This is a genomic window from Marinobacterium sediminicola (assembly GCF_022343685.1).
Classification (GTDB): domain Bacteria; phylum Pseudomonadota; class Gammaproteobacteria; order Pseudomonadales; family Balneatricaceae; genus Marinobacterium; species Marinobacterium sediminicola.
Window position 1 is genome coordinate 1,874,689 of the sequence record NZ_CP092123.1, and the last position, 25,563, is coordinate 1,900,251.

The following is a 25,563-nucleotide window of genomic DNA, read 5'->3' on the forward strand; positions in this document are numbered from 1 at the left end:
CAACTCACTCTTACCATGACGGAACTCTCATGCTTCCATTGACTGATCTACTCAACATTCAGCGCCCTATCATTCAGGCTCCCATGGCCGGTGTTCAGGACTGGGAGCTCGCTGCCGCGGTCTCTGTTGCAGGAGGGCTGGGTTCAATTCCCTGCGCCATGCTGACACCACAGGATGTGCGCGAGTCAGTCATCCATTTTCGTGAGCGAACATCTCACCCCGTCAATCTCAACTTTTTCTGCCATCGCCAACCTGTTGTGATAGACGAACAACAGCGACGCTGGCTCGAGCGGTTCCGTCCCTACTATGCAGAGCTGGATGTCGATATGGCCTCAGCCCCTTCTGGCGCGAGCCGACAGCCGTTCAATCAGGAAATGGCCCGGGTGGTCAGCGAGTTAAAACCTGAAATCGTAAGCTTTCATTTCGGGCTACCCGACACCGTGTTATTGCAGCAGGTAAAAGACAGTGGTGCCAAAATCATCTCTTCCGCCACCACAGTTGAGGAGGCTTGCTGGCTGGAGCAGCAAGGGGTGGATGCAATCATCGCTCAGGGTATTGAGGCGGGTGGACATCGAGGCATGTTCCTGACAGAAGACCCCGACAGCCAGACGAGCATCTTTGCGCTTCTGCCGCAGATCGTTACTGCCGTCAACGTACCTGTAATCGCCGCCGGCGGCATCGCTGATGCCGAAGATGTGCGAAACGCCATGTCATTAGGGGCTTCGGGTGTGCAAGTCGGAACGGCTTACTTGCTCTGCCACGAAGCCAAAACCTCGCCTGTCCATCGTGAAGTGTTACAAAGTGATGCAGCACGGCATACGGTGTTGACCAATGTATTCAGTGGGCGTCTGGCAAGGGGGATTGTAAACCGCATGATTCGTGAACAGGGACCGATCAATCCGGCAGCTCCCCCCTTCCCCCTGGCTACGGCTGCGTCTGCCCCCTTACGGTCTCGGGCTGAAAGCCTCGGCTCTGGTGACTTTACACCACTCTGGGCCGGACAAAATGTCACCGGCTGCAGGCCTGTATCGGCCGGGGAGTTAACACGCCTTCTCGCTTCAGCATGCAATAATAGGGAGAAACCATAAAACAGCTGCTCCAGGGGTACGACTGCTGACACTAGGCCGGTGGAGCCAGGAGCACACATACCTGAAGCCCCCCGGCGTCGGCATGCCTGAACTCCAGGCGACCGTTGTAGCTTTCGACGATGGACCTGCACAGCGACAGGCCAAGGCCGCTGCCCTCGCCACTGGTTTCGTCGATACGCATGCCTCGTTCGGCGAGCACCTCAAGATGCTGATCTTCTACACCTGGACCGTCATCTTCGACACAAAGAGACCACAAAGGATTGTCAGCTGAGGGCGCCTTCACACGCAACTGGACGCGAGAGGATGCGTGGCGCCATGCGTTATCCAGAAGATTCCCGACCAGCTCCAGCATGTCATCACGATCAAACGGCATGGCACCATCGGGCAATTCGGCTGATAAATCCAGATCGCTGCGACCGATTCGCTGCAAAAGCCGGACAATATGAGGCACTTCCTCGCGCGGTACAAACTGACGTCCCGGGCCCGGCGTCCCGGCAATACGTGCTCTTCTCAGTTCACGCTCAACTTTCTGATGCAATTCCCTGTAAAGCAGCATCAATTGCTCGCCCTGCTCAGGGTCAGGGTGCTGATCGGCCAGCCACTGCAACTGTTGCAGGGGGCGTTTAAGTTCGTGCGCCAGATTACCCACAGCCATACGTGAACGGCTAATCTGCTCGCCGGACTGGTGTAACAGCTGAGTAATACTGGCGACCAAAGGCGCCACCTCGTCGGGCACGTCGCCTGGCAAGTCAACCGTTTCACCAGCTTGCTGTTGTGCCAGCACCTTGCGCAAGGGCTCCAGACGCGCAAAGCCTCGTTTCAGTACACGTTTTTGCAACAACAGGAGTGCCGGAATACTCAAACCAAACAAGACCAGCAAAGAAAACTCGAAGCGCCACTGTCGCTGCCGCAGCTCAGCAATATCCTCTGCAAGCCACAACGTAAACAGTTCCCCCTGCCTGATAAACCCCCGCTGGACCACCAGCCAGTGCTGATCACCAATACCCGACATCACCTGTACACTTTTCTGCCCTGAGGAATGTACTTCAATGACGGGCTCATAGTCCCAAAGCGAGCGCGATCTGAAGCTGGCCGTTTCGGATACGAGCCTGAAATAGTGACCCGAGTGAACACGCTGATAAGCCTGTGCCAACCCGTCGTTGTTGAGCTGCCAGCCCCCCTGGGCATCGCGCTCCAGCACTGCGATCAGATTCTCGGCCTCAGCATCCAGCCCGTTGACGATAAAGTTTCGAGTCAGATGGGTCACACTGATATGAACCACAGCCAACAATAATGCCATCACCGCCAACAACCCAAACAGAAGCTGCCGACGGATTCGCCACTCAAGCGATCCCTCTTCCCGACGCATCTCAGATAACCTGCCCGGATGAGGATGGCAGACAATACCCCTGACCTCGACGTGTCAGGATGACCTCCTTACCCAAAAGCTGCCGCAACCGGTTGATATAAACTTCAATGACATTGCTGTCACGCAGATGCTCTTCCTCGTACACATGTTCACTTAATTCGGTCTTGGAGAGAATACGATCAGCATTCAACATCATATACCGCAATAGACGGAACTCCGTTCCAGTCAGTTGATGCTTTCGCCCCTGCGCATCTGCAACAATCTGTCGGCTGATATCCAACTGAATGCCTGCCACTTCCAGCTGACTACTGGCATGACCATGATTACGCCTGACCAAGGCTTCAAGGCGTGCCAGAAGTTCCTCAGGATGAAAGGGTTTGCCAAGATAGTCATCAGCACCAGCCTTGAGGCCATCAACCCGCTCATGCCAGGCATCACGGGCGGTCAGAACCAGTACCGGCATGTCCCGCCCGGTTTTTCGCCAGCTCTTCAGCACATCCATACCGGATTTTTTGGGCAGACCAAGATCCAGAATGACCGCGTCGAAGGACTCTTCCAGGCCCAGAAACTGCCCATCAACTCCATCAGAAGCCGTCTCCACGACATAACCCGCTTTATTCAGAAAAGCTTTGAGACGATCCACCAGTTCGGCATCATCTTCGACCAGCAATAGCCTCATGATCAGTCCTCGATTTCTTCCTTGAGTACGTCCCCGGTCAGTGGATCCAGCTCAAACTCACGTACCACACCTGAGCTGTCCAGAAGTTCAATCTCGTAAATGAGCACGCCATCTTCATACTCGATTTCCACATCCAGCAGATGCCCCCGGAAGCGTTCGGGATTCAACGCCATCAGCTCACTCAAAGGCCGGATTTTTCCTTCTCGCACCAGCTCAAGCACCTCATCCTGATCCAGATGACGGCTAGCGAAGCTGGTCGCAGAGGCCAGCCCCCCCACCAACAGTATCGTTAATGAAAACAGATGCTTGAACTGAACCACGCAGTCCCCCGGCTTTGTTCAACGGCTATCAAAGGCATGATTACTCTATGTCAGCATGACCGGGGCCACGCTTGCGCCCGGTCAGCATCGCCTTGATCAGGCTTTCACGGTGCCTGAGGCTTGCCAACACGACTCCACTCAGGTGCAACAGAACCAGAATAAGTAATAGATTGGCCACCGATTCATGGACCTCCTCTACCCAGGATTCACCCCAGAGGATGTCAGTGCCCAGCCAGCCAGTGAATGTCAGCAGCGCTAATGAGCACAGCAAAACCACTACCATCAATCCACCTGCCGGATTATGGCCAATATACCGCAGCTCATGGCCGCTCCACATTGTTTTGAGGTACTCCAGTACTTTTGCAGGGTGGTGTACAAACTGCGTGAAGCGAGCATAACGAGGACCAACAAAACCCCAGATGACGCGACAACTCACCAGTATGGCTGCCGTGTAACCAGCAAGCTCATGGAGGTCCTGCCACTCGTCAGCACTCAACCAGGCCACTGTGAAGCAGAATACCAGTGCCCAGTGAAAGAAACGTACAAAGGGATCCCACACTTTCACAGTGACCATCATCGCCTCCTCAGTCCTCGACTTTCATTTTCACAGTGTCAAAAGTTTTGGGATCGAAGTAGGCTTCAATACGGCGCTGCTTATCGTCGTACCCGTAGATTTCGTAACAGCCGTCATCAACTTTGAATTTTTTGATCTCCCAGCCTTTGGCCTGTATTGCATCGCGAAACGATTGTTCGCTCTGCCATTCATCCTTGGGCACATCGCACTTGTCCCCCGCTATCGCGGGTGCGGAAATAATGGCTGATGAAATCAACAGAGATGCAAGCAGTGTTTTCATGTAACTGACTCCTGTATTGGTTAACAGGAGTCAGTTTAGGGAGGCGGGATGAAATGAAACTTAAAGAAAGCAGGCCGTCTGGTCAGTTCTGAAGATAAATACCCTTTTCATCCTGCCGTATCCGGCCTGACTTCATCAACTTCCCCAGTGCCATCTTGTAGGCCTTCTTGCTGACACCGAAGGTTTCACGAATCGCATCAGGATCGCTCTTGTCACCCAGCGGGCAAAAGCCGCTGCGCGCTTCAAGGTACTTGAGAACCTGCTGAGACAGCGGGTCCACGCGCCCATAACCCGGCTTCTCCAACATGACGTCAATTTTGCCATCCTCGCGTACATGCTTGATGAAGCCGGACATACGCTGTCCAGGACGAACGGGGCGATGGATATCCTGTTGATGCAGCAACCCCATGACACGGTTATCGATGATCACCTGATATCCAATATCAGTAGGGCGAACAACCAACAACTCAACAAGCTGCGCCTGCTTGTAGTCTTCTCCGCTCTCCAGGTGCTTCTCCAGCTTTGTTGTCGCAGCAATACGATTGGTATTGTCCAGATACAGGAATACGGTGACATAGTCTCCCGCCTGGAGCGGTTTAACCTGTTCATTGAAGGGAAGAAACAGATCCTTCGGCAGTCCCCAGTCCAGGAATGCCCCCACCTTATTCACTTCGACCACTTTCAGGTTGGCAAACTGACCCACCTGGGCACGGGGGCGCCGTGTCGTTGCAATCGGCTCGTCGTTGGAATCCAGATAGACGAATACATGCAGCCGGTCACCCAGACGAGCACCTTCGGGGACTTCAGACTTGGGCAGCAGAATACCGCCGGCACTCCCGCCATCCAGATAAACGCCGAATTCCACTTCGCGGATGACTTTCAGCTTGTTGAACTGCCCCGTATCGGCCATTTAGTACCCCTGATCCTGTCTTTACACTCACCACAACACATGCAACCAGTGCGGTGACAACAAAAAAGGCACTCACCTGAGTGCCTTGCACAGTATACCCGAGTTTACTCTCATTGATGCAGGTCGATCAGTCTCGATCGATCACAATTCACCCTCTCCATAAACGTCACTAGCGTTTTTTCTTCGCCCGTTTCTTTTTGAAATAGTCCTTCACCGGCGTCGGCTTGTCAGGCAAGGCGGCGGCAAATCGCTCACGCATTGACTCAACACGGCTTTCCTTGCGTTCATGCTGTTTGCGCTCCCGATGTCGATCCGCTGCTGAACCAAAATTCACGACCTTTTCATCCGACATAGCCTGACCTCTCAAACTGATTGCTCACCCGTATGATGAGTAACCCTGATCGGGTTGTCGAGCTTCACCTGTCAACAGATCCTGCAATCACAGCACTGATGTACTTGTTTCGTCTCAAACCAACCCAATATAGGTCAACGACAGACACATTCATTAACAAGGGGACTCACCTTGAACCTGACTGATATTGCACTGACACGTTATTCCACCAAAGCCTTCGATCCGTCCCGAAAAATTGCGCCAGAAGCCTTTGACCAGATCCAGTCACTGCTGCGATACAGCCCATCCAGCGTCAATTCCCAGCCCTGGCATTTCATCATTGCCCACACTGATGAGGGCAAACAGCGTTTAGCCAAAGGGACACAGGGGGCTTTCAAGGCCAACGAAGCCAAGGTACTCAATGCATCGCATGTGGTGCTCTTCTGCGCCAAAACCGAGATCGACGACGACTATCTGGATCATCTGTTGGCAACGGAAGAAGCCGACGGTCGTTTTCCTGACGACTCGGTGAAAGAGATGACGAAAGGTGTTCGTGCACATTTCGTTAATCTACATCGCGTCGATCTGGGTGATGCACCTCAATGGATGGAAAAACAGGTATACCTGAACATGGGCTCCCTGCTACTGGGCGCAGCCGCGCTGGGGGTTGATGCTGTTCCCCTCGAAGGTATCGATACCGCCGTACTGAATGAGGAATTCGAGCTGCCGCAGAAAGGCTTCACCGCTGTAGCAGCCATTGCTTTGGGCTACCGTGCTGTCGACGACTTTAATGCCAAACTGCCTAAGTCCCGACTGCCGGAAAACGAAATATTGACCCATCTTTAACCCCACCCCTGACAGGGCGTCCCAAGGCACGCCCTGCTCATTCGAGACAGGCACTCTGTGGCAATCCGTACAGGCCTGCAGTCAAGAGTCTACACCCACATCTGTTTTGGCCTCATACTGCTTTACTGATCGACTTTATATCAGCGGGCCCTTAGCTTGAGTCAACATAAAAAAACCCGCCGAGTTTCCCCGGCGGGTGTTGAAGTGAGGAGAGCCAAAGTATGTGCCTGAAATCAGCCCCAGTCGCCCATACCAGCGGCAGGAGCAGAGGCTGACTTCTCTTCCGGCAGGTCGGCCACCATCGCCTCGGTGGTCAGAATCAGGCTGGCGATAGACGCCGCATTCTGCAGTGCAGAACGAGTGACCTTGGCCGGGTCAATAATGCCCATTTCAAGCATGTCGCCATATTCACCGGTCTGGGCGTTGTAACCGAAGTTCCCTTCGCCAGCACGGACCTTGTTCAGCACCACACTGGCTTCTTCACCCGCATTGGTAACGATTTGGCGCAGAGGCTCTTCCATCGCACGCAGCGCGATACGCACACCCATATCCTGATCGGCATTGGCGGTTTCAATTTGCTTTTCCGCCAATTTTGCAGCGGTACGCACCAGCGCAACACCACCACCCGGTACAATACCTTCTTCCACGGCTGCACGCGTTGCATGGAGGGCATCATCCACCAGATCTTTTTTCTCCTTCATTTCGACTTCGGTCGCCGCACCAATCTTGATGACGGCAACACCACCAGAGAGCTTGGCAACGCGTTCCTGCAGCTTCTCACGGTCATAGTCGGAGCTGGTTTCTTCGATCTGCTTGCGGATCTGCTCGACCCGGGCATCAATCGCCTGTCTGGTGCCGGAACCGTTGACGATAGTGGTATTTTCCTTGCTGATTACCACACGTTGAGCAGTACCCAACTGCTCCAGCTCAACCTTCTCCAGTGACAGGCCGATCTCTTCAGAGATGACGGTACCGCCAGTCAGAATAGCGATATCTTCCAGCATCGCCTTGCGACGATCACCAAAGCCCGGCGCCTTGACGGCAGCTGCCTTAAGGATGCCGCGCAGGTTGTTCACCACCAGCGTCGCCAGTGCCTCACCCTCGATGTCTTCGGCAATGATCAGCAACGGCTTATTGGCCTTGGCAACCGCTTCCAGCGTCGGAACCAGGTCGCGAATGCTGGTAATTTTCTTGTCGAACAGGAGAATGTAGGGATTATCCAGTTCGGTCTGCATTTTTTCCTGGTTGGTGACAAAGTACGGCGACAGGTAACCGCGATCGAACTGCATGCCTTCAACGACTTCCAGTTCGTTTTCAAGGGATTTACCCTCTTCAACCGTGATCACACCATCACGGCCGACCTTGTCCATCGCATCTGCCAGAATCTGTCCAATGTCACTGTTCCAGTTAGCCGATACGGTACCCACCTGACCAATCGCCTTGCTGTCAGCGCAAGGTGTCGACAGTGCCTGAAGCTCCTCTACAGCCGCCTTGCAGACCGCATCGATGCCGCGCTTGAGGTCCATTGGATTCATGCCGGATGCAATCGCCTTGTGGCCTTCACGCACCAGCGCCTGGGCCAGCACCGTTGCCGTGGTGGTGCCGTCACCAGCCACATCTGCAGTCTTGGATGCAACCTCCTTGACCATTTGGGCACCCATGTTCTGGAACTTGTCCTTCAGGGTGATCTCCTTGGCGACGGAGACGCCATCCTTGGTCACACGCGGCGCACCAAAGCTCTTGTCCAGCACTACGTTGCGACCTTTGGGACCCAGAGTAACCTTAACGGCGTTTGCCAGGATGTTCACGCCCGCCAGCATGCGTTCGCGGGCATCGGTTGAAAACTTAACGGTTTTTGCGCTCATGCAGCTTCCTCCTCAGCCGGGGTGTCTTCGATGATGGCCAGCACATCTGATTCACGCATGATCAGCAGGCTCTCGCCATCCAGCTTCACTTCATTACCCGCGTATTTTGCAAACAGCACGCGGTCACCAACCTTCACTTCCAACTTTCGGCGTTCGCCGTTTTCGAGGACCGCACCCTCGCCCACAGCAACCACCTCACCCTGACTCGGCTTTTCAGCCGACTTGTCTGGTATCACGATTCCACCTTTGGTTGTGGTTTCCGCTTCTACACGCCGAACCACCAGTCGATCATCAAGAGGTCGAATGCTCATACCAATTTTTCCTCCTTCCAACCTGCCTCTAGCAGGCAACAAAAAGAAAACATGAACGTGCGATTGATTTCGCTGATACACAAATATGAGCGGACAAACCCGGTTTCAAGCCCATCAATAATTGAAAAAAATTCACTTAATTTTGCTTTTGCATGAGTAAGCTTTTGCTAATTTGAAAGTGTACAAAGCAACAGGAGATCAGGTCGATGCATGGACTGGATTACACTGCCCGTCACGGGTTGACTGAATTTTTCCGTCGCCGACTTCAGGAAGAGGCTGATCAGCATACAGGAGAGGACACCCGCTGGTATCTGGGCAATTTACTGGCACGATTTACGCGTAAAGATGCGCTATTCAGTTATGAGGGCGAGGAAATATGCATCCGCCCACTGGCACTGATTTACGGTGATGCTCAACAATGCCACAACGAACGAGAACGCTGTTTGCTGCTGCGCCAATTGGGTGACCAGGCCCTTTTCATGGGGGCACTGTTTCCTGAGCACTATGCCCGCAAGGGAATACAACGTGACTATTTCATCGGCATGGGTAGCGGTGCCTACTCCTATCTGGCCGGACATGCCCGTGACTGGAAACACGTCTTTGCCGAGCTGGCAGCACGATTCGCACAGGCACTTGAACTGATTGCCCGCATCTGTCACCGCGAACGAAGGTACACGGCAGGCGAGATCATGGCGCTTTACCAGCGATGGCTTTGCACACGTAACCCGGCACTTGCCGACCAGTTGATCGCTATGGGCATTTCACTGGATACCGACTCTCAGCCAATTCACTGACGCGTATTTTTCAGCGGCCTTAGCCATAAACAGAAAGGCCCCGAACAAGTCGGGGCCCTGGGGTGTCACGGATGATCAGGCTTTTTCATTGGCCAGGAAGAACCAGGTATCCAGCACGGAGTCCGGATTCAGGGAAACACTGCTGATTCCCTGCTCCATCAGCCAGCGCGCCAGATCCGGATGGTCGGATGGCCCCTGACCACAGATACCAACGTACTTGCCCTGCTTGCGACAGGCCTCAATAGCCATGCCCAGCAGTCGTTTGACCGCTTCATTACGCTCGTCAAACAGGTGCGCAATGATGCCGGAGTCACGATCAAGACCCAAGGTCAACTGAGTCAGGTCATTGGAACCAATGGAGAAACCATCGAAGTATTCCAGGAACTGATCGGCCAACAGCGCGTTGGACGGGATCTCACACATCATGATCAGGCGCAGGCCATTCTTGCCTCGCTGAAGACCATTTTCCGCCAGCAGTTCAACCACCTGCTTGGCCTCACCCGGGGTACGCACGAACGGCAGCATGATCTCAATGTTCGTCAGCTTCATTTCGTCACGCACACGCTTGAGCGCACGACATTCCAGTTCAAAGCAGTCGCGGAAGTTGTCAGAGATGTAACGTGCCGCTCCACGGAAGCCCAGCATCGGGTTTTCTTCGCTCGGCTCGTAACGGTCGCCGCCAATCAGATGGCCATATTCGTTCGACTTGAAGTCGGACATGCGCACGATCACCTTCTTCGGATAGAAGGCCGCCGCCAGGGTTGAGATCCCCTCCACCAGCTTATCGACGTAAAAATCGACCGGCGAAGCATAGCCGCCGATGCGACGTTCAATGATCTGCTTGACGTCACGTGGTTGCTCATCGAAGTTGAGCAATGCTTTCGGGTGAACACCAATCATGCGGTTGATGATGAATTCCAGACGCGCCAAACCAACACCGGCGTTGGGCAGGGACTGGAAATCAAACGCGCGATCCGGGTTGCCCACGTTCATCATGATATCGAACGGCAGGTTCGGCATGGACTCGACGCTGTTGCTCTGATGCTCAAACGCCAGCTTACCCTCGTAGGCACGGCCGGTGTCGCCTTCTGCACAGGACACGGTGACGTCCTGCCCATCCGTCAGCTTTTCGGTGGCATCACCACAGCCGACGATCGCTGGAATCCCCAGCTCACGGGCAATGATCGCGGCGTGACAGGTGCGACCACCACGATTGGTGACAATCGCTGCCGCACGCTTCATTACCGGCTCCCAATCCGGGTCGGTCATATCAGTAACCAGCACATCGCCCGGCTGAACTTCATGCATCTGTTCCAGACCGCTGACGATGCGAACGGGGCCTGAGCCGATACGATGGCCGATGGAGCGACCTTCAACCAGCACTTTGCCTTTTTCTTTCAGCAGGTAACGCTCAATCACGGTGCCCTTGTTCTGGCTCTGTACGGTTTCAGGACGCGCCTGCACCACGTACAGCTTGCCGTCATCACCGTCCTTGGCCCACTCGATGTCCATCGGACGGCCATAGTGTTTCTCGATGATTACGGCGATACGCGCCAGCTCTTCCACATCAGCATCATTGATCGAGAACTTGTTACGGTCTGCCTTGGGCACATCAACGGTTTCAACAGCCTTGCCGGCACTGCCCTCGTCTGTGTACACCATCTTGATCGCTTTGGAGCCCAACGTACGACGCAAAATCGCCGGCGCACCCTGTGCAAGGGTTGGCTTGTACACGTAGAACTCGTCCGGGTTAACGGCACCCTGAACGACGGTTTCACCCAGACCATAGGCCGAGGTGATGAAGACAACATGGTTGAAGCCGGATTCGGTATCCATGGTAAACATGACGCCGGAAGAACCGGTTTCAGAACGCACCATGCGCTGGATGCCTGCTGAAAGGGCCACTTCCGCGTGGGTAAAACCCTTGTGTACACGATAGGAGATGGCTCGATCGTTATACAGGGAGGCAAACACTTCCTTGATGGCGTGTTTGACGTTGTCCAGCCCGCGGATGTTCAGGAAGGTTTCCTGCTGACCGGCGAAAGATGCGTCCGGCAGGTCTTCTGCTGTAGCAGAGGAGCGCACAGCAACTGCAATCTCGTCACCGTTGGTCATTTCAGCCCAAGCAGCATCGATCGCTTGCTCAAGCTCCGGCTGAAAGTCGGCTTCCATGATCCACTGACGAATCTTGCTGCCCGTCTCGATCAGAGCACGTGTATCATCTGCATCCAGTGCATCCAGCGCTTCGTTGATGCGATCAGCAAGACCGCTTTGCGCCAGAAAATCGCGATAAGCAAGCGCGGTGGTGGCAAAACCGCCGGGCACACGCACACCGGCATCGCTGAGCTGGTGGATCATTTCACCCAAAGACGCATTCTTGCCGCCGACTTTGTCGACATCTCCCATGCCCGCCTGTTCCAGGCGAAGTACATAATCCTGCAAAGCCAATTCTCCTGAGTCTGAGCCGTTTGACGTAAGGATCATTATTATTATTTTCACCGAAAGCCGGATGATACTGCAGAAAAAGCAAAAAATCTTGGCTTCGGCCAAATGTAATTTATTTACAAAACCTTAGGGTTGATTTTCTGCTAAAGTAGCAGCCTGACGCAAAGTACAACCCAGCAACATTGTCGACAATCAGGACCGCTACATGAAAAGAACTGCCTTCTTTATCTCTGATGGCACCGGCATTACCGCCGAAACCCTCGGCCATAGTCTGCTCTCGCAATTCGAGGCAATTCGGTTCGAAAAGATCACGCTGCCCTATGTCGACACCATTGAAAAAGCGCGCTCGGTTGTAGAACGCATCAACCGCCAGGCAGAGGAAGATGGCAGGCCGCCAATTGTGCTGGACACCATCGTGAATGATGAGATACGCGACCTCCTGGCGAGCTGTAACGGTTTCAAGATCGACGTGTTCTCCACTTTCCTTAAACCTCTGGAAGCCGAACTGGAAACCCACTCGTCCTATTCCGTAGGCAAATCTCACGCCATTAACGAGATGGAGCGCTACAAGGACCGAATCGACTCGGTCAATTTTGCGCTGGATAACGACGATGGCGCGCGCACACGTCAGTATAATCAGGCCGACATTATCCTGGTCGGGGTGTCACGTTGCGGCAAAACGCCGACGTGCCTCTACATGGCGTTGCAGTTCGGCATCCGCGCCGCCAACTACCCTCTCACCGAGGAAGACATGGAAGCGAACCGCCTGCCTGACTGCCTGCAGGAGCACCGCCACAAGCTGTACGGCCTGACCATCGATCCGTTTCAGTTGGCAGCCATTCGACACGAGCGCCGCGCAAACAGCCGATATGCATCCCTCGATCAGTGCGATTTCGAGGTCAGAACCGTGGAACGCCTGTTCCAGAAAGAAGGCCTGAACTGCATCAATACAACCAACTTTTCAATTGAAGAGATTGCAACACGCATCATCAACGATGCAGGTCTGACTCGCCGAATCAGCTGATCAAAGACGTTCGGTAAAGATCGAAAGATCCAGATCAACCGGCTGTCCCAGCCAATAGGCGTAATCGGTATGATCCTTGTATTCATCACCGGTTACGCCATGCACCAGCACATCCAGGCCTTCTCGTGCACTGTCCAGCCATGGAACAAAGACATCGAAGTCACGGTGGCTGAAAAGAACCTGCACACTCCAGCGCCGATGCGGACCGACCAGTTTCTGGTGCATACGCCCGACTTTCAGACCGAACTGATCTTCAATCTGCATACATATATCGGTCACCTGCTGAACACTTTGCTGATCAAAATAGATATGCGCATGATAGGCTTTGTGACAATTAACCGGATAAAACTCTGGCGTTGCGGACATTCAGGCATTTCCCTTTTACATCGAGACTGGACACAAGTGTAAGTACCTCTTGAACCTTAAACAAATCCACCCGCGCTATCTGTGCCACGACTGCCTTTTCTCATAAAATGGCGACCTGTTTCTATTCAACCCATTGTGTGGAGTTCCAGTCATGCCAAAAGTGGCTGATGTTAAACGCGGCAATCTGGTCGAAATCAACGGTCAGTATATGCTGGTGCAGCAGATCGACATCTCCAGTCCGACTGCTCGTGGTGCCAAAACCCTATACCGCATGAGATTCAGCAAGTTACCGGGTGGTGGCAAATACGAGGAAACCTTTACGGGTGACGACATGCTCAAGGATGCCGCACTGGAACGACGCAAGGTCTCCTATCTGTATAAGGAAGGGGATCTCTACACGTTCATGGACTCTGAAGATTACTCACAGTACATGCTTAACGGGGACGCGATCGAAGATCAACTGCCCTTCTTGATGGATGGCATGGAAGGCATCATGGCACTGCTGGTTGATGGCACCATTCTGACTATTGAGCTGCCCTCTACCGTCATCATGGAAATTGTTGAAACCGTTCCGGGCATGAAGGCCGCCAGCGCCACCGGGCGTACCAAACCGGCCAAGTTCGCTACCGGATTGGAACTGCAGGTTCCCGAATATCTGGAAGCCGGTGAGAAAGTCAAAATCAATACCGAGACCGGTAAATTCCTGTCACGTGCATGATATGAGCTGTCAGGGCAGCCCAGACTGCCCTGACACCATTCTTTGACTGCCCTTTCGATATAAAAGGCCTACAGCCAAGCCTGAATCTCATGAACAGAGCAACCGGTCTTGGCACTTAATCCGCAGCACATCCTTGACTTGCCTGCGATCAGTCGATCGTCATCAATAGCGTTCAGGCCTGAAACAGGCACCTGGTAAACCGCCACATTGACCCTGCATTAGACAAAAAGTTATGACACTTTATATTTATAATAACTATTTTGAATGTATCATCTAATACACATTGCTGCACACGCTCACACCCATCCTTGATGAACCGTGCAGGGCGACATAGAATCCACTGCCCGGTATTATCAAGTGACCAGAGGTCAGCTTGGCAGCACGGCCAGTACCGACCAAACAGATTCGAGGCATGACCAAAATACGCTGTATAGAAGAGCTCGTTCAGGAGTTCCAGGAACAAAGGCCCATTCGTGGTGGCTCACTTATCATCACCATATTCGGTGATGCGATAGCCGCACGTGGCGGCACCGTCTGGCTGGGGAGTCTGATCAACCTGCTTGAGCCGCTGGGCCTGAATCAGCGCCTGGTCCGCACATCCATCTTCCGCCTGACCAAGGACGGCTGGTTAACCTCGAATCAGATTGGCCGCCGCAGCTACTACAGCCTGACAGACTCTGGGCGCCGCCGCTTCGAAAGCGCTTTCCGACGCATTTATGCCGAGCTATACCCTGAGTGGGATGGCAAATGGGACATGGTACTCGCCAACCAGCTCGACAATGAGCTGCGCAAGGTCCTTAAGAAAGAGCTGGAGTGGCAGGGTTTCGGTAATATCGCGCCCAGCATCATGGCGCACCCCATGGCCGACGCTCAAGAGCTGAACAATACCCTGCAAGAACTCTGTGTCCAGAATGAAGTGATTCACATGCGTGCCGAAATGGTCGGCACCCACACCTCCGAAGCGCTGAAGCAGCTTGTGCACGAATGCTGGAACCTGCAGCAGCTGGCCGAAGACTATCAGCAGTTCCTCGACCGCTTTCGCCCGATCCTGCGGGCGGTTAAGTCAGCTGATGAGCTTGAGCCAGAGCAGTGCTTCCAGCTGCGTACACTGCTGATTCACAACTACCGTCGACTATTGCTGCGCGATCCACTGCTACCTGAAAAACTCCTGCCTGCCGATTGGGCGGGTACTTCAGCGAGAGTACTTTGTCGCAATATCTACCGCCTGATCTATGCTCAGGCAGACCAATGGCTTTCCGAAACTCAGGAAACGGCCGACGGCCCTCTGCCAGAACCAGCCCCTCGCTTCTACAAGCGCTTTGGCGGTCTCTGATTACGTATATTTTGAGGTAATACACCATGCCACTGTCTACGCCTGCCGAACGAGAATCGGTGCATACACGTCATGTCACCTGTAACGGTTACAAGCGCAAGGATGGCCTCTGGGATATCGAAGGCGAGCTCATTGACATCAAGAGCTTTGATCTGCAGGTTGCTGAACGCAATGATGGCATTATCCCGGCTGGCGAGCCGCTGCATAAAATGTCATTGCGCCTGACCATCGACTACGACCTCAACATTCTCGATGTCGAAGCCAGCATGGACTACACACCGTTCCGTTATTGCCCTGAAATTGCAGACAGCTTCCGAAAACTGATTGGCCACCGTATTGCACCCGGCTTTACCCGGCTGACACGAGAACTGCTTGGCGGCACTCAGGGCTGTACTCATCTACTGGAAATGCTGGGCGTACTGGCAACTACGGCCTACCAGACCACCCATCATGAGCGCGAGAAACGGGAAGATTTTGGCGCCAAGGGCGGCAACCCTCCCCCCATGCTGAACACCTGCCATACTTTCGACGTACGCGGACCGGTGGTCGCACGCTACTGGCCCGATTTTTACCAAGGTGATGACAAGGTAGAAAAATGAAGACAGGGGGTGGAGGTGCCGGCCTCCACCTGGCGGCTTATTCGGATTTTTCCTTGACCTGATACAGAGGAATCACATCCTCTTCAAAACTGAGTCTTTTGCGATCCGGCTCAACCTCTGTGAGCGCTTCCACTTCCTGCATCGTATTCAGGCTGCGCACGGCCAAATCCTGATACTGGCGCGTACCCGCCGACTTCCACGCAATCTCCTTTTCACCCAGCTCACGCACCACGCGCGCCGGCGAGCCGGCAACCAACGTACGATCAGGCACTTCAAACTTGGCTTTAACAAACGCCATCGCGGCGACAATTGAAGACTCACCTACCACAGCACCATCCATGACGACCGCATTCATACCCACCAGAGCATTTCGCTTGATGACACATCCATGCAAAACGGCACCATGACCAATATGCCCATCTTCCTCTACGACAGTATCCGTGCCGGGAAAACCATGCATGACACAGGTATCCTGAATATTGGCTCCCTCTTTCAGCACCAGACGACCGAAATCTCCACGCAGACAGGCGGCAGGCCCAACATAACATCGTGGCCCCACGATCACGTCACCAATGAGTACCGCGCTCGGGTGAACAAAAGCTGTCGGGTCGATAACCGGGGTAATACCGTCGATGGAATAGACTTTCATGAGGTCTCCTAGACTACTTACTTAGCATTATGGGCATCATTTCTAACATGCAAACAGGGCAGGCTCCAGCAAGATCTTATTTCAGACAACACCGAAAGCGATACATTATTTAGATTTTAAATAATTAATCTGTATCTCTTTACCCTTTGTGCTAATATAGCCGCATGTTGCCTTTAAGCAGTCAGGCAACTCTCTCATCTTCCCTTCGGATCTCCATCCATCCGAAGCAAGCAATGATACTTTGCCCTTACATGGCAGACTCAGGTCTGCCACTTTTTCTCAATCCTGAAACTCTAAAATCGAGCCATGCAATTCACTGTAACGTCTGTTCAGGCTATGCTGCAGGCACGCATTACAGGAGGAAGAAACCATGCTGATTCATCCCGACAAGTCCTGCCTGCTGGTAGTCGATATTCAGGAAAAGATGGCCCCCGTCATCCACCAGGCTGAACAGACTGTCGCCAACTGTGAGTGGCTGATCGATATAGCCAACCGCTTGAATGTGCCCGTTTTGGCGACCGAACAATATCCCCAGGGACTTGGAGTGACGCTCTCTGGCATTCGCCAGCGTATCAAGCCGGAAAACATTATCGAAAAAATTCATTTTTCAGCGATGTCAGATGCCACCCCCAATCGTGTCATCAATGCTGGCAAATACAATCAGGTGGTGCTGGTAGGCATGGAATCACATGTATGCGTTCTGCAAACAGCTCTAGAGCTTAAGCAGCAGGCACGAGAAGTCTATGTAGTTGAGGATTGTGTCTCTTCGCGCTCTCCTGCTGACAAGGCTGCAGCACTCGCCCGCTTCCGCCAATGCGGAATTTATGTCGTCAGCCGTGAGATGGTCGCCTTCGAATGGATGCGCCGAGCAGGCACCGACAGCTTCAGAGAAATCAGCAAGAACTACCTCCGCTGAGACACTGCCCTCTAGGTATTTTCCCTAGCCCCTCTTGACTCCGCATCGCATATCAATGAAAGTTTACGTTAACGTAAACTTTCATTGCTTAATCGCTTTACGATATCTCACATAAAAATTAGATCAGGAGAGGTCGATGACAGCGCCACTCTGGACACCGGAACGGTCCCGTTGCGAACAAACACGCATGTTTCAGTTCATGCAGCAGCTGAACAGGAAGCACAACCTGTCTCTGGACACTTATGAAAGCCTGCACCAATGGAGCATCGAGCACAGCACCGCTTTTTGGAGTGAGCTCTGGGACTATGCCGATGTCATTGCTTCTCAACGCGGTTCGACGGTACTTGAGCACCCTGAGCGAATGCCAGGTGCACGCTGGTTCCCGGAAGCACAGCTGAATTTTGCCCAGAACCTGCTGCGTTATCGCGACGAGCAGCCAGCCGTCATTTTCCGTGGCGAAGATGATACCCGTATCGAATTAAGCCATGCTGAGCTTTACCGCCAGGTAGCACAGCTGGCCAGCGCATTGCGCAAACAGGGGGTTACCAAGGGCGATCGTGTCTCGGGCTTCATGCCCAACATCCCGGCCACGTTGGTCGGCATGCTTGCCACGGCTTCAATCGGCGCTATCTGGAGCTCCTGCTCGCCGGATTTTGGCATTAACGGTGTCCTGGACCGCTTTGGTCAGGTAGAACCCAAGGTTATGCTGACCACCGACGGATATCGATATAACGGCAAGGTACTGAACAGCCTCGAACGCGTACAAGGTATCGCAGACAAGCTGAATTCCGTTGAAACGATACTGGTGATCCCTTTCATCGAAGCCCGCCCGGATGTCAGCCACATCCCGCGCGCAGTGCTCTGGGATGACTTTGTTGACCAGGATGCGGCAGAGATTGTTTTTGAGCAACTGCCATTCGACCACCCTCTCTATGTCATGTACTCCTCTGGCACCACTGGAGTCCCCAAGTGCATCGTACACAGTGCTGGGGGTACTCTGCTCCAGCATCTGAAAGAGCATATGCTGCATACGGATGTGGGCCGTGATGACCGACTCTTTTACTACACGACCTGTGGCTGGATGATGTGGAACTGGCTGGTAAGCGGCCTGGCCACCGGCTGTACACTCATCCTCTTTGACGGTTCGCCTTTCGCACCTCAGCCAAGTGTGCTCTGGGATATAGCCGAACAGGAAAAGATCAGCATTTTCGGCACCAGTGCAAAGTATATCGCCGCACTGGAAAAAGCGGAGGTAAAACCCCGTGAAAGCCATGACCTGACAGCGCTGAAGGCTGTATTATCGACCGGCTCCCCCCTTGCGCATGAAAGCTTTGAATATGTCTATCGGGACATCAAAGCAGACCTCCAGCTGTCATCCATTTCGGGCGGCACTGATATCATCTCCTGCTTCGCACTGGGCTGCCCGATTCGCCCTGTCTATGCAGGTGAACTCCAGTGCCGAGGGCTGGGTATGGCGGTCGACATCTTCAATGATGATGGCCAGCCTGTCCGTGGCGAAAAAGGCGAACTCGTGTGCACCCAACCCTTCCCGTCCATGCCGATCGGTTTCTGGAACGATCCGGACGGGCGCAAATATCATGATGCCTATTTCAGACAATTCGAGAATATCTGGGCGCATGGAGACTATGGCGAGATCACCGCACATGATGGTCTGATCATCCATGGCCGCTCTGATGCAGTTCTCAACCCCGGTGGGGTTCGAATTGGTACAGCCGAAATCTACCGGCAGGTAGAAAAGGTTGAAGGCGTTCTCGAAAGCCTGTGCATTGGCCAACCCTGGGATAATGATGTACGTGTGGTGCTGTTTGTGCGCCTGCAGGATGGTATTGAACTTGACGACATGCTGATCAAAACCATTCGGGATACCATACGCGCCAATACCACGCCGCGACACGTTCCGGCTCGTGTTATTCAGGTCAGCGACATCCCGCGCACGATCAGCGGCAAGATTGTCGAACTGGCCGTGCGCAAAGTCGTCATGGGTGAAGAGGTTAAAAACAAGGACGCTCTGGCCAACCCCGAAGCACTTGAACTCTTCCGGGACCTGCCCGAACTTCAATCATGAACGAAAAGGCCCCGCATACTGCGGGGCCTTTTTGAATCAAATACTGAAAGCCGTTCAGAAACGCACACGTCCCACCTGAGCAACAAAGTCCGCCGGGTCAATCACACCGATCAGCGTCAATTCAGGACGCACCTGGCCACTCGCATCATAGAAAATCAGTGCAGGCGGACCGATGATTGAGAAACGGCGATACAGGGCCTTGGCCTCCTCGTCATTTGCCGTCACATCCAGCTTAATCAGTTTGAACGGTGCCAATGACTGCTGGACAGAGGCATCGCTGAACGTCACATATTCCAGCTCAACGCACGAGATACACCAGTCTGCATAGAAATCCAGCATCACTGGCTGCCCCTGCTGTTTGGCCTGCACCAAAAGCCTGTCCAGATCACTCTCACGACTGACGATTTCAAAAGGCAAGCGAGCGGTCTGCCCAGCCTGGGCAGACACACCCCCCATCACTCCCTGCAAGGGATAGAGGAGACTTTTGCCACCGGACAGCACGCCGATCATGAGCGCAGCACCGTAAACCAGCAGAATGACTCCGATCCCTTTCCAGAAACGGTGCCAGCCACGCGCGCGATCATGTAAACGATCAAGCGCACCCAGGTAAACCGCGCTGACCATCAGAATCAGGCTGACCAGCAACATCGTAATAATGGTTGGCATCAGTCGATCCAGCATCCAGACCGCCATCAGCAGCAACACAACACCAAAACCGGCCTTGACGCCTTCCATCCACGCCCCTGCACGGGGAATCAACTTGCCTGCCGACGCACCGACCAGCAACAGGGGCACCCCCATCCCCATTGACAGGGTAAACAGCGCAACACCACCCAGCACAGGATCTCCACTCTGACCAATGTAGATCAGCGCCCCCGCCAAGGGGGCTGCCATACAAGGCCCCACGATCAAAGCAGATAACAGCCCCATAATGGCCACACCGCTCAGGGTTCCACCCTGTTGACGATGGCTGACACCACTTAATCGGCTCTGTAGCGCTGACGGCAGCTGCAAGTCATAAAAACCGAACATTGAAAACGCCAGCAATACGAAGACAGCACTAAAACTCCCGATCACCCAAGGGTTCTGGAAGGCAGCCTGCAGGTTGGCACCAAAAAGCCCCGCGATTATCCCTGCAACTGTGTACGTGGCGGCCATCGCCAACACATAGACGAGGGAAAGCATAAAGGCACGCAGGGTACTCAGATGAGTTCCTTGGCCCGCGATAATGCTTGAGAGGATTGGGATCATCGGCAATACACAGGGCGTCAAGGAAAGCGCCAGCCCCGCCAGGAAAAAACCACCCAGCATCAATAGCCAGTTTCCACCGGACAAAAGGCGAGCAAACTGGTCCTGCTCGCTTACGAATGCATCCGCGCTCTCACTGCCATCAGCTGAAACCGCCCCATCCTTCGTGTCTACAGGCCAACTCAACCCGGCAGCCGCCGGTAAATTACTGACGCTGACGGTTTTGGTCACTGGTGGGTAGCAAACCCCCCCTTCCCAACAACCCTGATACGTCACCTCCAGATCAGCACTCCCACCCTCTCCAGGCACGTGCCCCAACAGCAACGCAACCTCTGCACGGTTGTGATAGACCTCCACTCTGCCAAACAGAGGGTCATCCTTCATGTCGCCACTGATATCACGTCGATCTACAAGCTCAACCCCCGCGGGGACATCAATCTGGATCCGATCTCGATACAGGTAGTAATCAGGCTCGACTTCCCAGACGAGTCGGGTGACCCCCATGGAGGCCGCTTCAACACGGAGCTTGAAAGCCTCTTCTACATCAAGCGGCTGATTACTCGAAGCGGTTCCGAAGAGACTTGCGTGAGCAGACGTCACACTCACCAGCAGTGCCAACACCCAAACCAGCAATGGCTTCCAGAGTACACGATTCAACAAAACCATCTTCCTTATCCAGTCACATTACCCACAATCTGACCCTGAGGGCGACAAAATGTTCGTTTCAACAGCTGAAGTTGCAACAAGTTTAACACTCACCCTCCAATCACCGGTATCCAGCATTAAATCTCAAACCTTCAGATACTTATAACCGCCGCAACGATGTGGTAAAACAGAATGATCGGCTAGCCCAATAAAGCCGACATTCAGCATTTAAGCCGCTGCCAGGACTATAAGATGACCGATACACGCGTAGAAGACCTTAATATTGAATCCAACATTCCGCTCATCACGCCGGAAGCCCTCAAGGCAAAACTGCCGATCACCGAAGCTGCTGCTGCCACCGTGATGGAAGGTCGCCAGGTGATCAAGGACATTCTTGATCGTAAGGACAAGCGACTGTTCGTTGTGGTAGGCCCCTGCTCTATCCACGACCCCGAAGCAGCACTTGAGTATGGCCGCAAGCTCAAGGCCCTGGCTGAAGAAGTAAAAGACACCCTGTATCTGGTCATGCGCGTTTATTTTGAAAAGCCCCGCACCACTGTTGGCTGGAAAGGTCTGATCAATGACCCGCACATGAATGACTCCTTTGATATTGAAGAGGGTCTGCACATTGCGCGCAAACTGCTGATCGATCTGTCCGAGATGGGCCTGCCGCTGGCTACAGAAGCACTTGACCCCAACACACCGCAGTATCTTCAAGACCTGATCAGCTGGTCAGCCATAGGTGCACGCACCACCGAATCGCAAACCCACCGCGAGATGTCGTCCGGTCTATCCTGCGCGGTTGGCTTCAAGAACGGCACGGATGGCGGTCTGGATGTGGCCGTCAACGCCATGAAATCCGTCCTGCATCCACACAGCTTCCTCGGCATGAACGGCGATGGCCAGGTATCGATCGTTCGTACCCGCGGCAACCGCTATGGCCATGTAGTGCTGCGCGGGGGTAACGGCAAGCCCAACTATGACTCCGTAAGCGTGAAGCTGTGCGAGCAGGCACTGGAAAAAGCGGGCCAGAAAGCCAACATCATGGTGGATTGCAGCCACGCCAACTCCAGCAAAGACCCTGCACTGCAGCCGCTGGTAGCAGAGAATGTTGCGAATCAGATTCTCGAAGGTAATACCTCTATCGTCAGCTTGATGATCGAGAGCAACCTGGAATGGGGTAATCAGTCTATTCCTGAAGACCTGACCCAACTGAAGCACGGCGTATCGGTCACCGATGCCTGTATCGATTGGAACGCAACAGAAAAATGCATGCGCGAGATGGATGCCAAACTGAAAGGCGTGCTTGACCAGCGCTAATCGGTAACAGGGCGGCTTGACGCCGCCCTTATTTTTCACTCGACTAAACCCTGACCAAGGGCTCGTTAGCTTCCTTTTCTGCTCGCTCCAACGCTTTCTTATTTCGTTTGCGCGTGTACATGCGACTGTCCGCAAGGCTGATTACAGCTTCACACTCACTGGAGTCTTCAGGAAAAACCGCATAACCCACACTGGCCGAAATATTAAGCACCTGCCCATCGATCTCGAAAGGCACTACCATCAGTTCTTCGATCTTGGCGGCCAGCTTGTGTACATCCTCTCGACCCACACCGGGCTGCAAAAGAATGAACTCGTCTCCCCCATTACGCGCCAGAGTATCGGAGGCACGACAGTTCTCGCGTAGACGTTTAGCTGCCGCGATAAGCAACAAGTCACCAATTTGATGGCCAAAGGTGTCATTGACCGACTTGAAGTGATTCAGATCGATAAACAACAATGCAAAGCCGATACCTGTTCTTGGATAAAGTTGAGCCAGATGCTCTGTACGATTCATCAAACAGCGGCGATTGGCCTCACCGGTCAATGTGTCGGTCAGTGATTGCCAGTAAGCAAGGCGATACAGACGATAGATAAGAATTATCACGCCTGACAGCGCGGCCAGCAGCAACCAGGCAGTGAGCCGCATCCACACGACCGATGCACTGGCACCATTAACAGGCGTCGCAGCTATGACCCAATTACCACCGGGAAAAACCATATTCATCTTGGCAACTGGATTCACGAAAACAGCCTGGTCGCCAAAAAATACCTCACCAGTTTCACCGGTACCATCACGACCTCGAATAGAAATATCAAAACCTGATGTAGATTCAGCAATACCGGCTTTCAGCATCAGTGCGTCATAGTCGATAACGATCGATGCAAGCCCCCAATAATGCTTTTCACCATCGCGACGAAAATAGATAGGCTCTCGAGCGATTACCCCAAGACCACCCTGAACAAGTTTCAAAGGACCCGCCATCTTCATCCTGCCACTGATGATTGCTTCTTCAACGGCAGGCCACTGATTCTTGTTTTGGCGGTAATCCAGGCCAATTGCAGCCTCATTTCCCTTCAGCGGGTAAACAAAACGCATCACATTGTCCGGTGCCAGTCCAATGTTACGTACCAATGGCGCTTCACGAACGATCTCTTTTGATAATTCGTACCAGCGGTCAGATGTGCTTTCCGGGTACGCTGATACAAAGCTTAACAATCCACGAGACAGGTAAAGTACGGAATTAACCTCAGTTTCCAACTGGGCTCTCATGCTGGCAAGCAAAGCTGTAGCTTCCATACTACGTATCTGGGCAGCCCGCTGTTTGGCCATACCGACGACATATTCCGTCAGAACAACACCAACCACTAACAGCAGCGCAACAATCAGGTATATGCCTTCAGGCCCAAGACCTGAACGCAAAAATGTGCGCTTCATACAGGGATCTACTCTTTTCGGACTATTACGATAAGTTTAAGCAATTTATCGAATGATGTCTTTTAGATACGGTTAATTTACTGCTTAGATCCACGGGGAATTCGAGAAAACAAAAAAAGCCTGATGAAAACTCATCAGGCTTTTCTCTGGGTGTCGGAATGTGCTCATTCCGTCAGACATTGATGGTTAGAAGGTATCACCAGGCACGCGAACAAATCCCTCCATCAATACGCGAGCGCTTCGACTCATAACCGCCTTTTTGGCAGTCCATTCACCGTTTACTTCTTCCGCCGCCGCGCCCACTCGCAGGGTACCGGATGGGTGACCGAAGGTTACCGCTTCACGAGCACCACCCCCTGCGGCCAGATTCACCAGCGTGCCCGGCACGGCAGCAGCCGTGGCAATGGCGACGGATGCGGTGCCCATCATGGCATGATGCAGCTTGCCCATGGAAAGCGCGCGCACGCACACATCGATATCGCTGGCACTGATCTGTTTTCCGCTGGACGCTTCATAATCAGTTGCTGGCGCAACAAATGCGATTTTTGGCGTATGCTGACGGGCTACTGCTTCTTCAATGTCCTGGATCAGGCCCATCTTCACCGCCCCGTAGGCACGCATGGTTTCAAAACGTGCCAGCGCATCAGCATCGCCGTTGATGTCCTTCTGCAGCTCGGTACCGGTGTAACCGATATCTGCGGCATTAACGAAGATCGTCGGGATACCGGCATTGATCATGGTCGCCTTGAAGGTACCGATGCCCGGCACTTCCAGATCATCGACCAGATTGCCGGTCGGGAACATGGAACCTTCACCATCGGCCGGGTCCATGAACTCAATGACCACTTCAGCGGCCGGGAAGGTCACGCCATCCAGCTCGAAATCACCGGTTTCCTGCACCTCACCATTGGTGATTGGGACATGAGCGATGATGGTCTTCTGAATGTTTTTCTGCCAGATGCGCACGGTGCAGATACCGTTTTCAGGAATGCGCTCGGGATCAACCAGTCCACCACTGATGGCAAACGCACCGACCGCAGCCGTCAGATTGCCGCAGTTACCTGACCAGTCAACGAATGCCTTATTGATCGCAACCTGACCGAACAGGTAGTCAACGTCATGATCAGGCTGAGTGCTTTTGTCCAGGATAACGGTCTTGGATGTCGATGAAGTCGCGCCACCCATACCATCAATCTGCTGACCGTAGGGATCAGGGCTGCCGATAACACGCATCAGCAACTTGTCGCGAGCCTCTCCGGGTTCCTGACAGGCTGCAGGCAGGTCCTGACGACGGAAGAAAACACCCTTGCTGGTACCGCCACGGATATAGGTAGCCGGTACTTTAATCTGGGGAACACTGGACATGTAGATGCTCCAAAATAAGTCGGTTGCCGGACGGGCAGAATACTGCA

The 25,563-nt window shown here is 53.5% G+C and carries 25 protein-coding genes; 10 read left to right on the forward strand and 15 right to left on the reverse strand.

Annotation, left to right across the window (positions count from 1 at the left end):
* Positions 1–29: 29 nt before the first annotated feature.
* Entirely contained in the window at positions 30–1,088 is a 1,059-nt protein-coding gene (locus LN244_RS08700) for an NAD(P)H-dependent flavin oxidoreductase (RefSeq protein WP_239039407.1), read from the forward strand.
* A gap of 31 nt (positions 1,089–1,119) precedes the next feature.
* On the opposite strand, the gene LN244_RS08705 is transcribed toward LN244_RS08700, so the two are convergent.
* The 7 genes from LN244_RS08705 to LN244_RS08735 all read right to left on the reverse strand — a co-directional run bounded on the left by LN244_RS08705 (position 1,120) and on the right by LN244_RS08735 (position 5,572).
* Complete coding sequence (locus LN244_RS08705) at positions 1,120–2,457, reverse strand: sensor histidine kinase (protein WP_239039408.1); 1,338 nt, start codon at positions 2,455–2,457, stop codon at positions 1,120–1,122.
* Position 2,458: 1 nt separating this feature from the next.
* Positions 2,459–3,136 carry a response regulator transcription factor gene (locus LN244_RS08710; RefSeq protein ID WP_239039409.1) on the reverse strand — a complete coding sequence of 226 codons (678 nt, stop codon included), beginning with the start codon at positions 3,134–3,136 and terminating at the stop codon, positions 2,459–2,461.
* A gap of 2 nt (positions 3,137–3,138) precedes the next feature.
* A complete protein-coding gene (locus LN244_RS08715) occupies positions 3,139–3,456 on the reverse strand; it encodes a PepSY domain-containing protein (RefSeq protein ID WP_239039410.1) in 318 nt (105 codons plus the stop codon).
* 40 nt (positions 3,457–3,496) lie between these two features.
* Positions 3,497–4,030, reverse strand: coding sequence for a cytochrome b/b6 domain-containing protein (locus tag LN244_RS08720; protein ID WP_239039411.1), 534 nt, complete (start codon positions 4,028–4,030; stop codon positions 3,497–3,499).
* A gap of 10 nt (positions 4,031–4,040) precedes the next feature.
* Positions 4,041–4,310 (reverse strand): PepSY domain-containing protein, encoded by a 270-nt coding sequence (locus LN244_RS08725; protein WP_239039412.1) that lies wholly within the window; start codon positions 4,308–4,310, stop codon positions 4,041–4,043.
* Between the two features lie 82 nt (positions 4,311–4,392).
* The gene (locus LN244_RS08730; RefSeq protein ID WP_239039413.1) at positions 4,393–5,220 is read right to left on the reverse strand and encodes a CvfB family protein; all 828 of its coding nucleotides are present in this window, start codon (positions 5,218–5,220) and stop codon (positions 4,393–4,395) included.
* Positions 5,221–5,389: 169 nt separating this feature from the next.
* Positions 5,390–5,572: a tRNA (uracil-5-)-methyltransferase gene (locus tag LN244_RS08735; RefSeq protein ID WP_239039414.1), complete on the reverse strand. Its 183-nt coding sequence runs from the start codon at positions 5,570–5,572 to the stop codon at positions 5,390–5,392.
* A 171-nt stretch (positions 5,573–5,743) separates the two neighbouring features.
* On the opposite strand from LN244_RS08735, the gene nfsB reads away from it, so the two are divergent.
* Positions 5,744–6,397 carry an oxygen-insensitive NAD(P)H nitroreductase gene (nfsB, locus tag LN244_RS08740; protein ID WP_239039415.1) on the forward strand — a complete coding sequence of 218 codons (654 nt, stop codon included), beginning with the start codon at positions 5,744–5,746 and terminating at the stop codon, positions 6,395–6,397.
* Positions 6,398–6,630: 233 nt separating this feature from the next.
* Here the strand turns inward: nfsB and groL are convergent, their stop codons facing one another.
* Together groL and groES are read right to left on the reverse strand one after the other, a co-directional pair.
* Positions 6,631–8,262: a chaperonin GroEL gene (gene groL / locus LN244_RS08745; protein ID WP_239039416.1), complete on the reverse strand. Its 1,632-nt coding sequence runs from the start codon at positions 8,260–8,262 to the stop codon at positions 6,631–6,633.
* Positions 8,259–8,573: a co-chaperone GroES gene (groES, locus tag LN244_RS08750; RefSeq protein ID WP_239039417.1), complete on the reverse strand. Its 315-nt coding sequence runs from the start codon at positions 8,571–8,573 to the stop codon at positions 8,259–8,261. Before groES ends, groL begins: the two co-directional genes overlap by 4 nt.
* A 206-nt stretch (positions 8,574–8,779) precedes the next feature.
* Between groES and LN244_RS08755 the strand changes: the two genes are divergently transcribed.
* Complete coding sequence (locus LN244_RS08755) at positions 8,780–9,367, forward strand: hypothetical protein (RefSeq protein ID WP_239039418.1); 588 nt, start codon at positions 8,780–8,782, stop codon at positions 9,365–9,367.
* A 75-nt stretch (positions 9,368–9,442) separates the two neighbouring features.
* On the opposite strand, the gene ppsA is transcribed toward LN244_RS08755, so the two are convergent.
* Positions 9,443–11,773 (reverse strand): phosphoenolpyruvate synthase, encoded by a 2,331-nt coding sequence (gene ppsA / locus LN244_RS08760; protein ID WP_408904465.1) that lies wholly within the window; start codon positions 11,771–11,773, stop codon positions 9,443–9,445.
* Between the two features lie 244 nt (positions 11,774–12,017).
* Between ppsA and ppsR the strand changes: the two genes are divergently transcribed.
* Complete coding sequence (ppsR, locus tag LN244_RS08765) at positions 12,018–12,836, forward strand: posphoenolpyruvate synthetase regulatory kinase/phosphorylase PpsR (protein ID WP_239039420.1); 819 nt, start codon at positions 12,018–12,020, stop codon at positions 12,834–12,836.
* Here the strand turns inward: ppsR and LN244_RS08770 are convergent, their stop codons facing one another.
* Entirely contained in the window at positions 12,837–13,202 is a 366-nt protein-coding gene (locus LN244_RS08770; RefSeq protein ID WP_239039421.1) for a DOPA 4,5-dioxygenase family protein, read from the reverse strand.
* 151 nt (positions 13,203–13,353) lie between these two features.
* On the opposite strand from LN244_RS08770, the gene efpL reads away from it, so the two are divergent.
* From efpL to LN244_RS08785, 3 genes are all read left to right on the forward strand, one after another.
* Positions 13,354–13,920 carry an elongation factor P-like protein EfpL gene (gene efpL / locus LN244_RS08775; protein WP_239039422.1) on the forward strand — a complete coding sequence of 189 codons (567 nt, stop codon included), beginning with the start codon at positions 13,354–13,356 and terminating at the stop codon, positions 13,918–13,920.
* Positions 13,921–14,332: 412 nt separating this feature from the next.
* Entirely contained in the window at positions 14,333–15,253 is a 921-nt protein-coding gene (gene paaX, locus LN244_RS08780; RefSeq protein WP_239039423.1) for a phenylacetic acid degradation operon negative regulatory protein PaaX, read from the forward strand.
* 26 nt (positions 15,254–15,279) lie between these two features.
* Positions 15,280–15,852 (forward strand): DUF2889 domain-containing protein, encoded by a 573-nt coding sequence (locus LN244_RS08785; protein ID WP_239039424.1) that lies wholly within the window; start codon positions 15,280–15,282, stop codon positions 15,850–15,852.
* A gap of 37 nt (positions 15,853–15,889) precedes the next feature.
* On the opposite strand, the gene paaY is transcribed toward LN244_RS08785, so the two are convergent.
* Positions 15,890–16,501, reverse strand: a complete 612-nt coding sequence (gene paaY, locus LN244_RS08790; RefSeq protein ID WP_239039425.1) for a phenylacetic acid degradation protein PaaY — start codon at positions 16,499–16,501, stop codon at positions 15,890–15,892.
* Positions 16,502–16,871: 370 nt separating this feature from the next.
* Here paaY and LN244_RS08795 point away from each other — a divergent pair, with 370 nt between their 5' ends.
* Together LN244_RS08795 and LN244_RS08800 are read left to right on the forward strand one after the other, a co-directional pair.
* The gene (locus LN244_RS08795) at positions 16,872–17,417 is read left to right on the forward strand and encodes a hydrolase (RefSeq protein WP_239039426.1); all 546 of its coding nucleotides are present in this window, start codon (positions 16,872–16,874) and stop codon (positions 17,415–17,417) included.
* Positions 17,418–17,553: 136 nt separating this feature from the next.
* Complete coding sequence (locus tag LN244_RS08800) at positions 17,554–19,503, forward strand: acetoacetate--CoA ligase (protein ID WP_239039427.1); 1,950 nt, start codon at positions 17,554–17,556, stop codon at positions 19,501–19,503.
* Positions 19,504–19,557: 54 nt separating this feature from the next.
* Here the strand turns inward: LN244_RS08800 and dsbD are convergent, their stop codons facing one another.
* Positions 19,558–21,411 carry a protein-disulfide reductase DsbD gene (dsbD, locus tag LN244_RS08805; protein ID WP_239039428.1) on the reverse strand — a complete coding sequence of 618 codons (1,854 nt, stop codon included), beginning with the start codon at positions 21,409–21,411 and terminating at the stop codon, positions 19,558–19,560.
* Between the two features lie 237 nt (positions 21,412–21,648).
* Here dsbD and LN244_RS08810 point away from each other — a divergent pair, with 237 nt between their 5' ends.
* Positions 21,649–22,716, forward strand: coding sequence for a 3-deoxy-7-phosphoheptulonate synthase (locus LN244_RS08810; protein ID WP_239039429.1), 1,068 nt, complete (start codon positions 21,649–21,651; stop codon positions 22,714–22,716).
* A 43-nt stretch (positions 22,717–22,759) separates the two neighbouring features.
* Here the strand turns inward: LN244_RS08810 and LN244_RS08815 are convergent, their stop codons facing one another.
* Together LN244_RS08815 and prpF are read right to left on the reverse strand one after the other, a co-directional pair.
* Positions 22,760–24,151: a diguanylate cyclase gene (locus tag LN244_RS08815; RefSeq protein WP_239039430.1), complete on the reverse strand. Its 1,392-nt coding sequence runs from the start codon at positions 24,149–24,151 to the stop codon at positions 22,760–22,762.
* Positions 24,152–24,337: 186 nt separating this feature from the next.
* Entirely contained in the window at positions 24,338–25,516 is a 1,179-nt protein-coding gene (gene prpF / locus LN244_RS08820) for a 2-methylaconitate cis-trans isomerase PrpF (protein ID WP_239039431.1), read from the reverse strand.
* Positions 25,517–25,563: the final 47 nt, after the last annotated feature.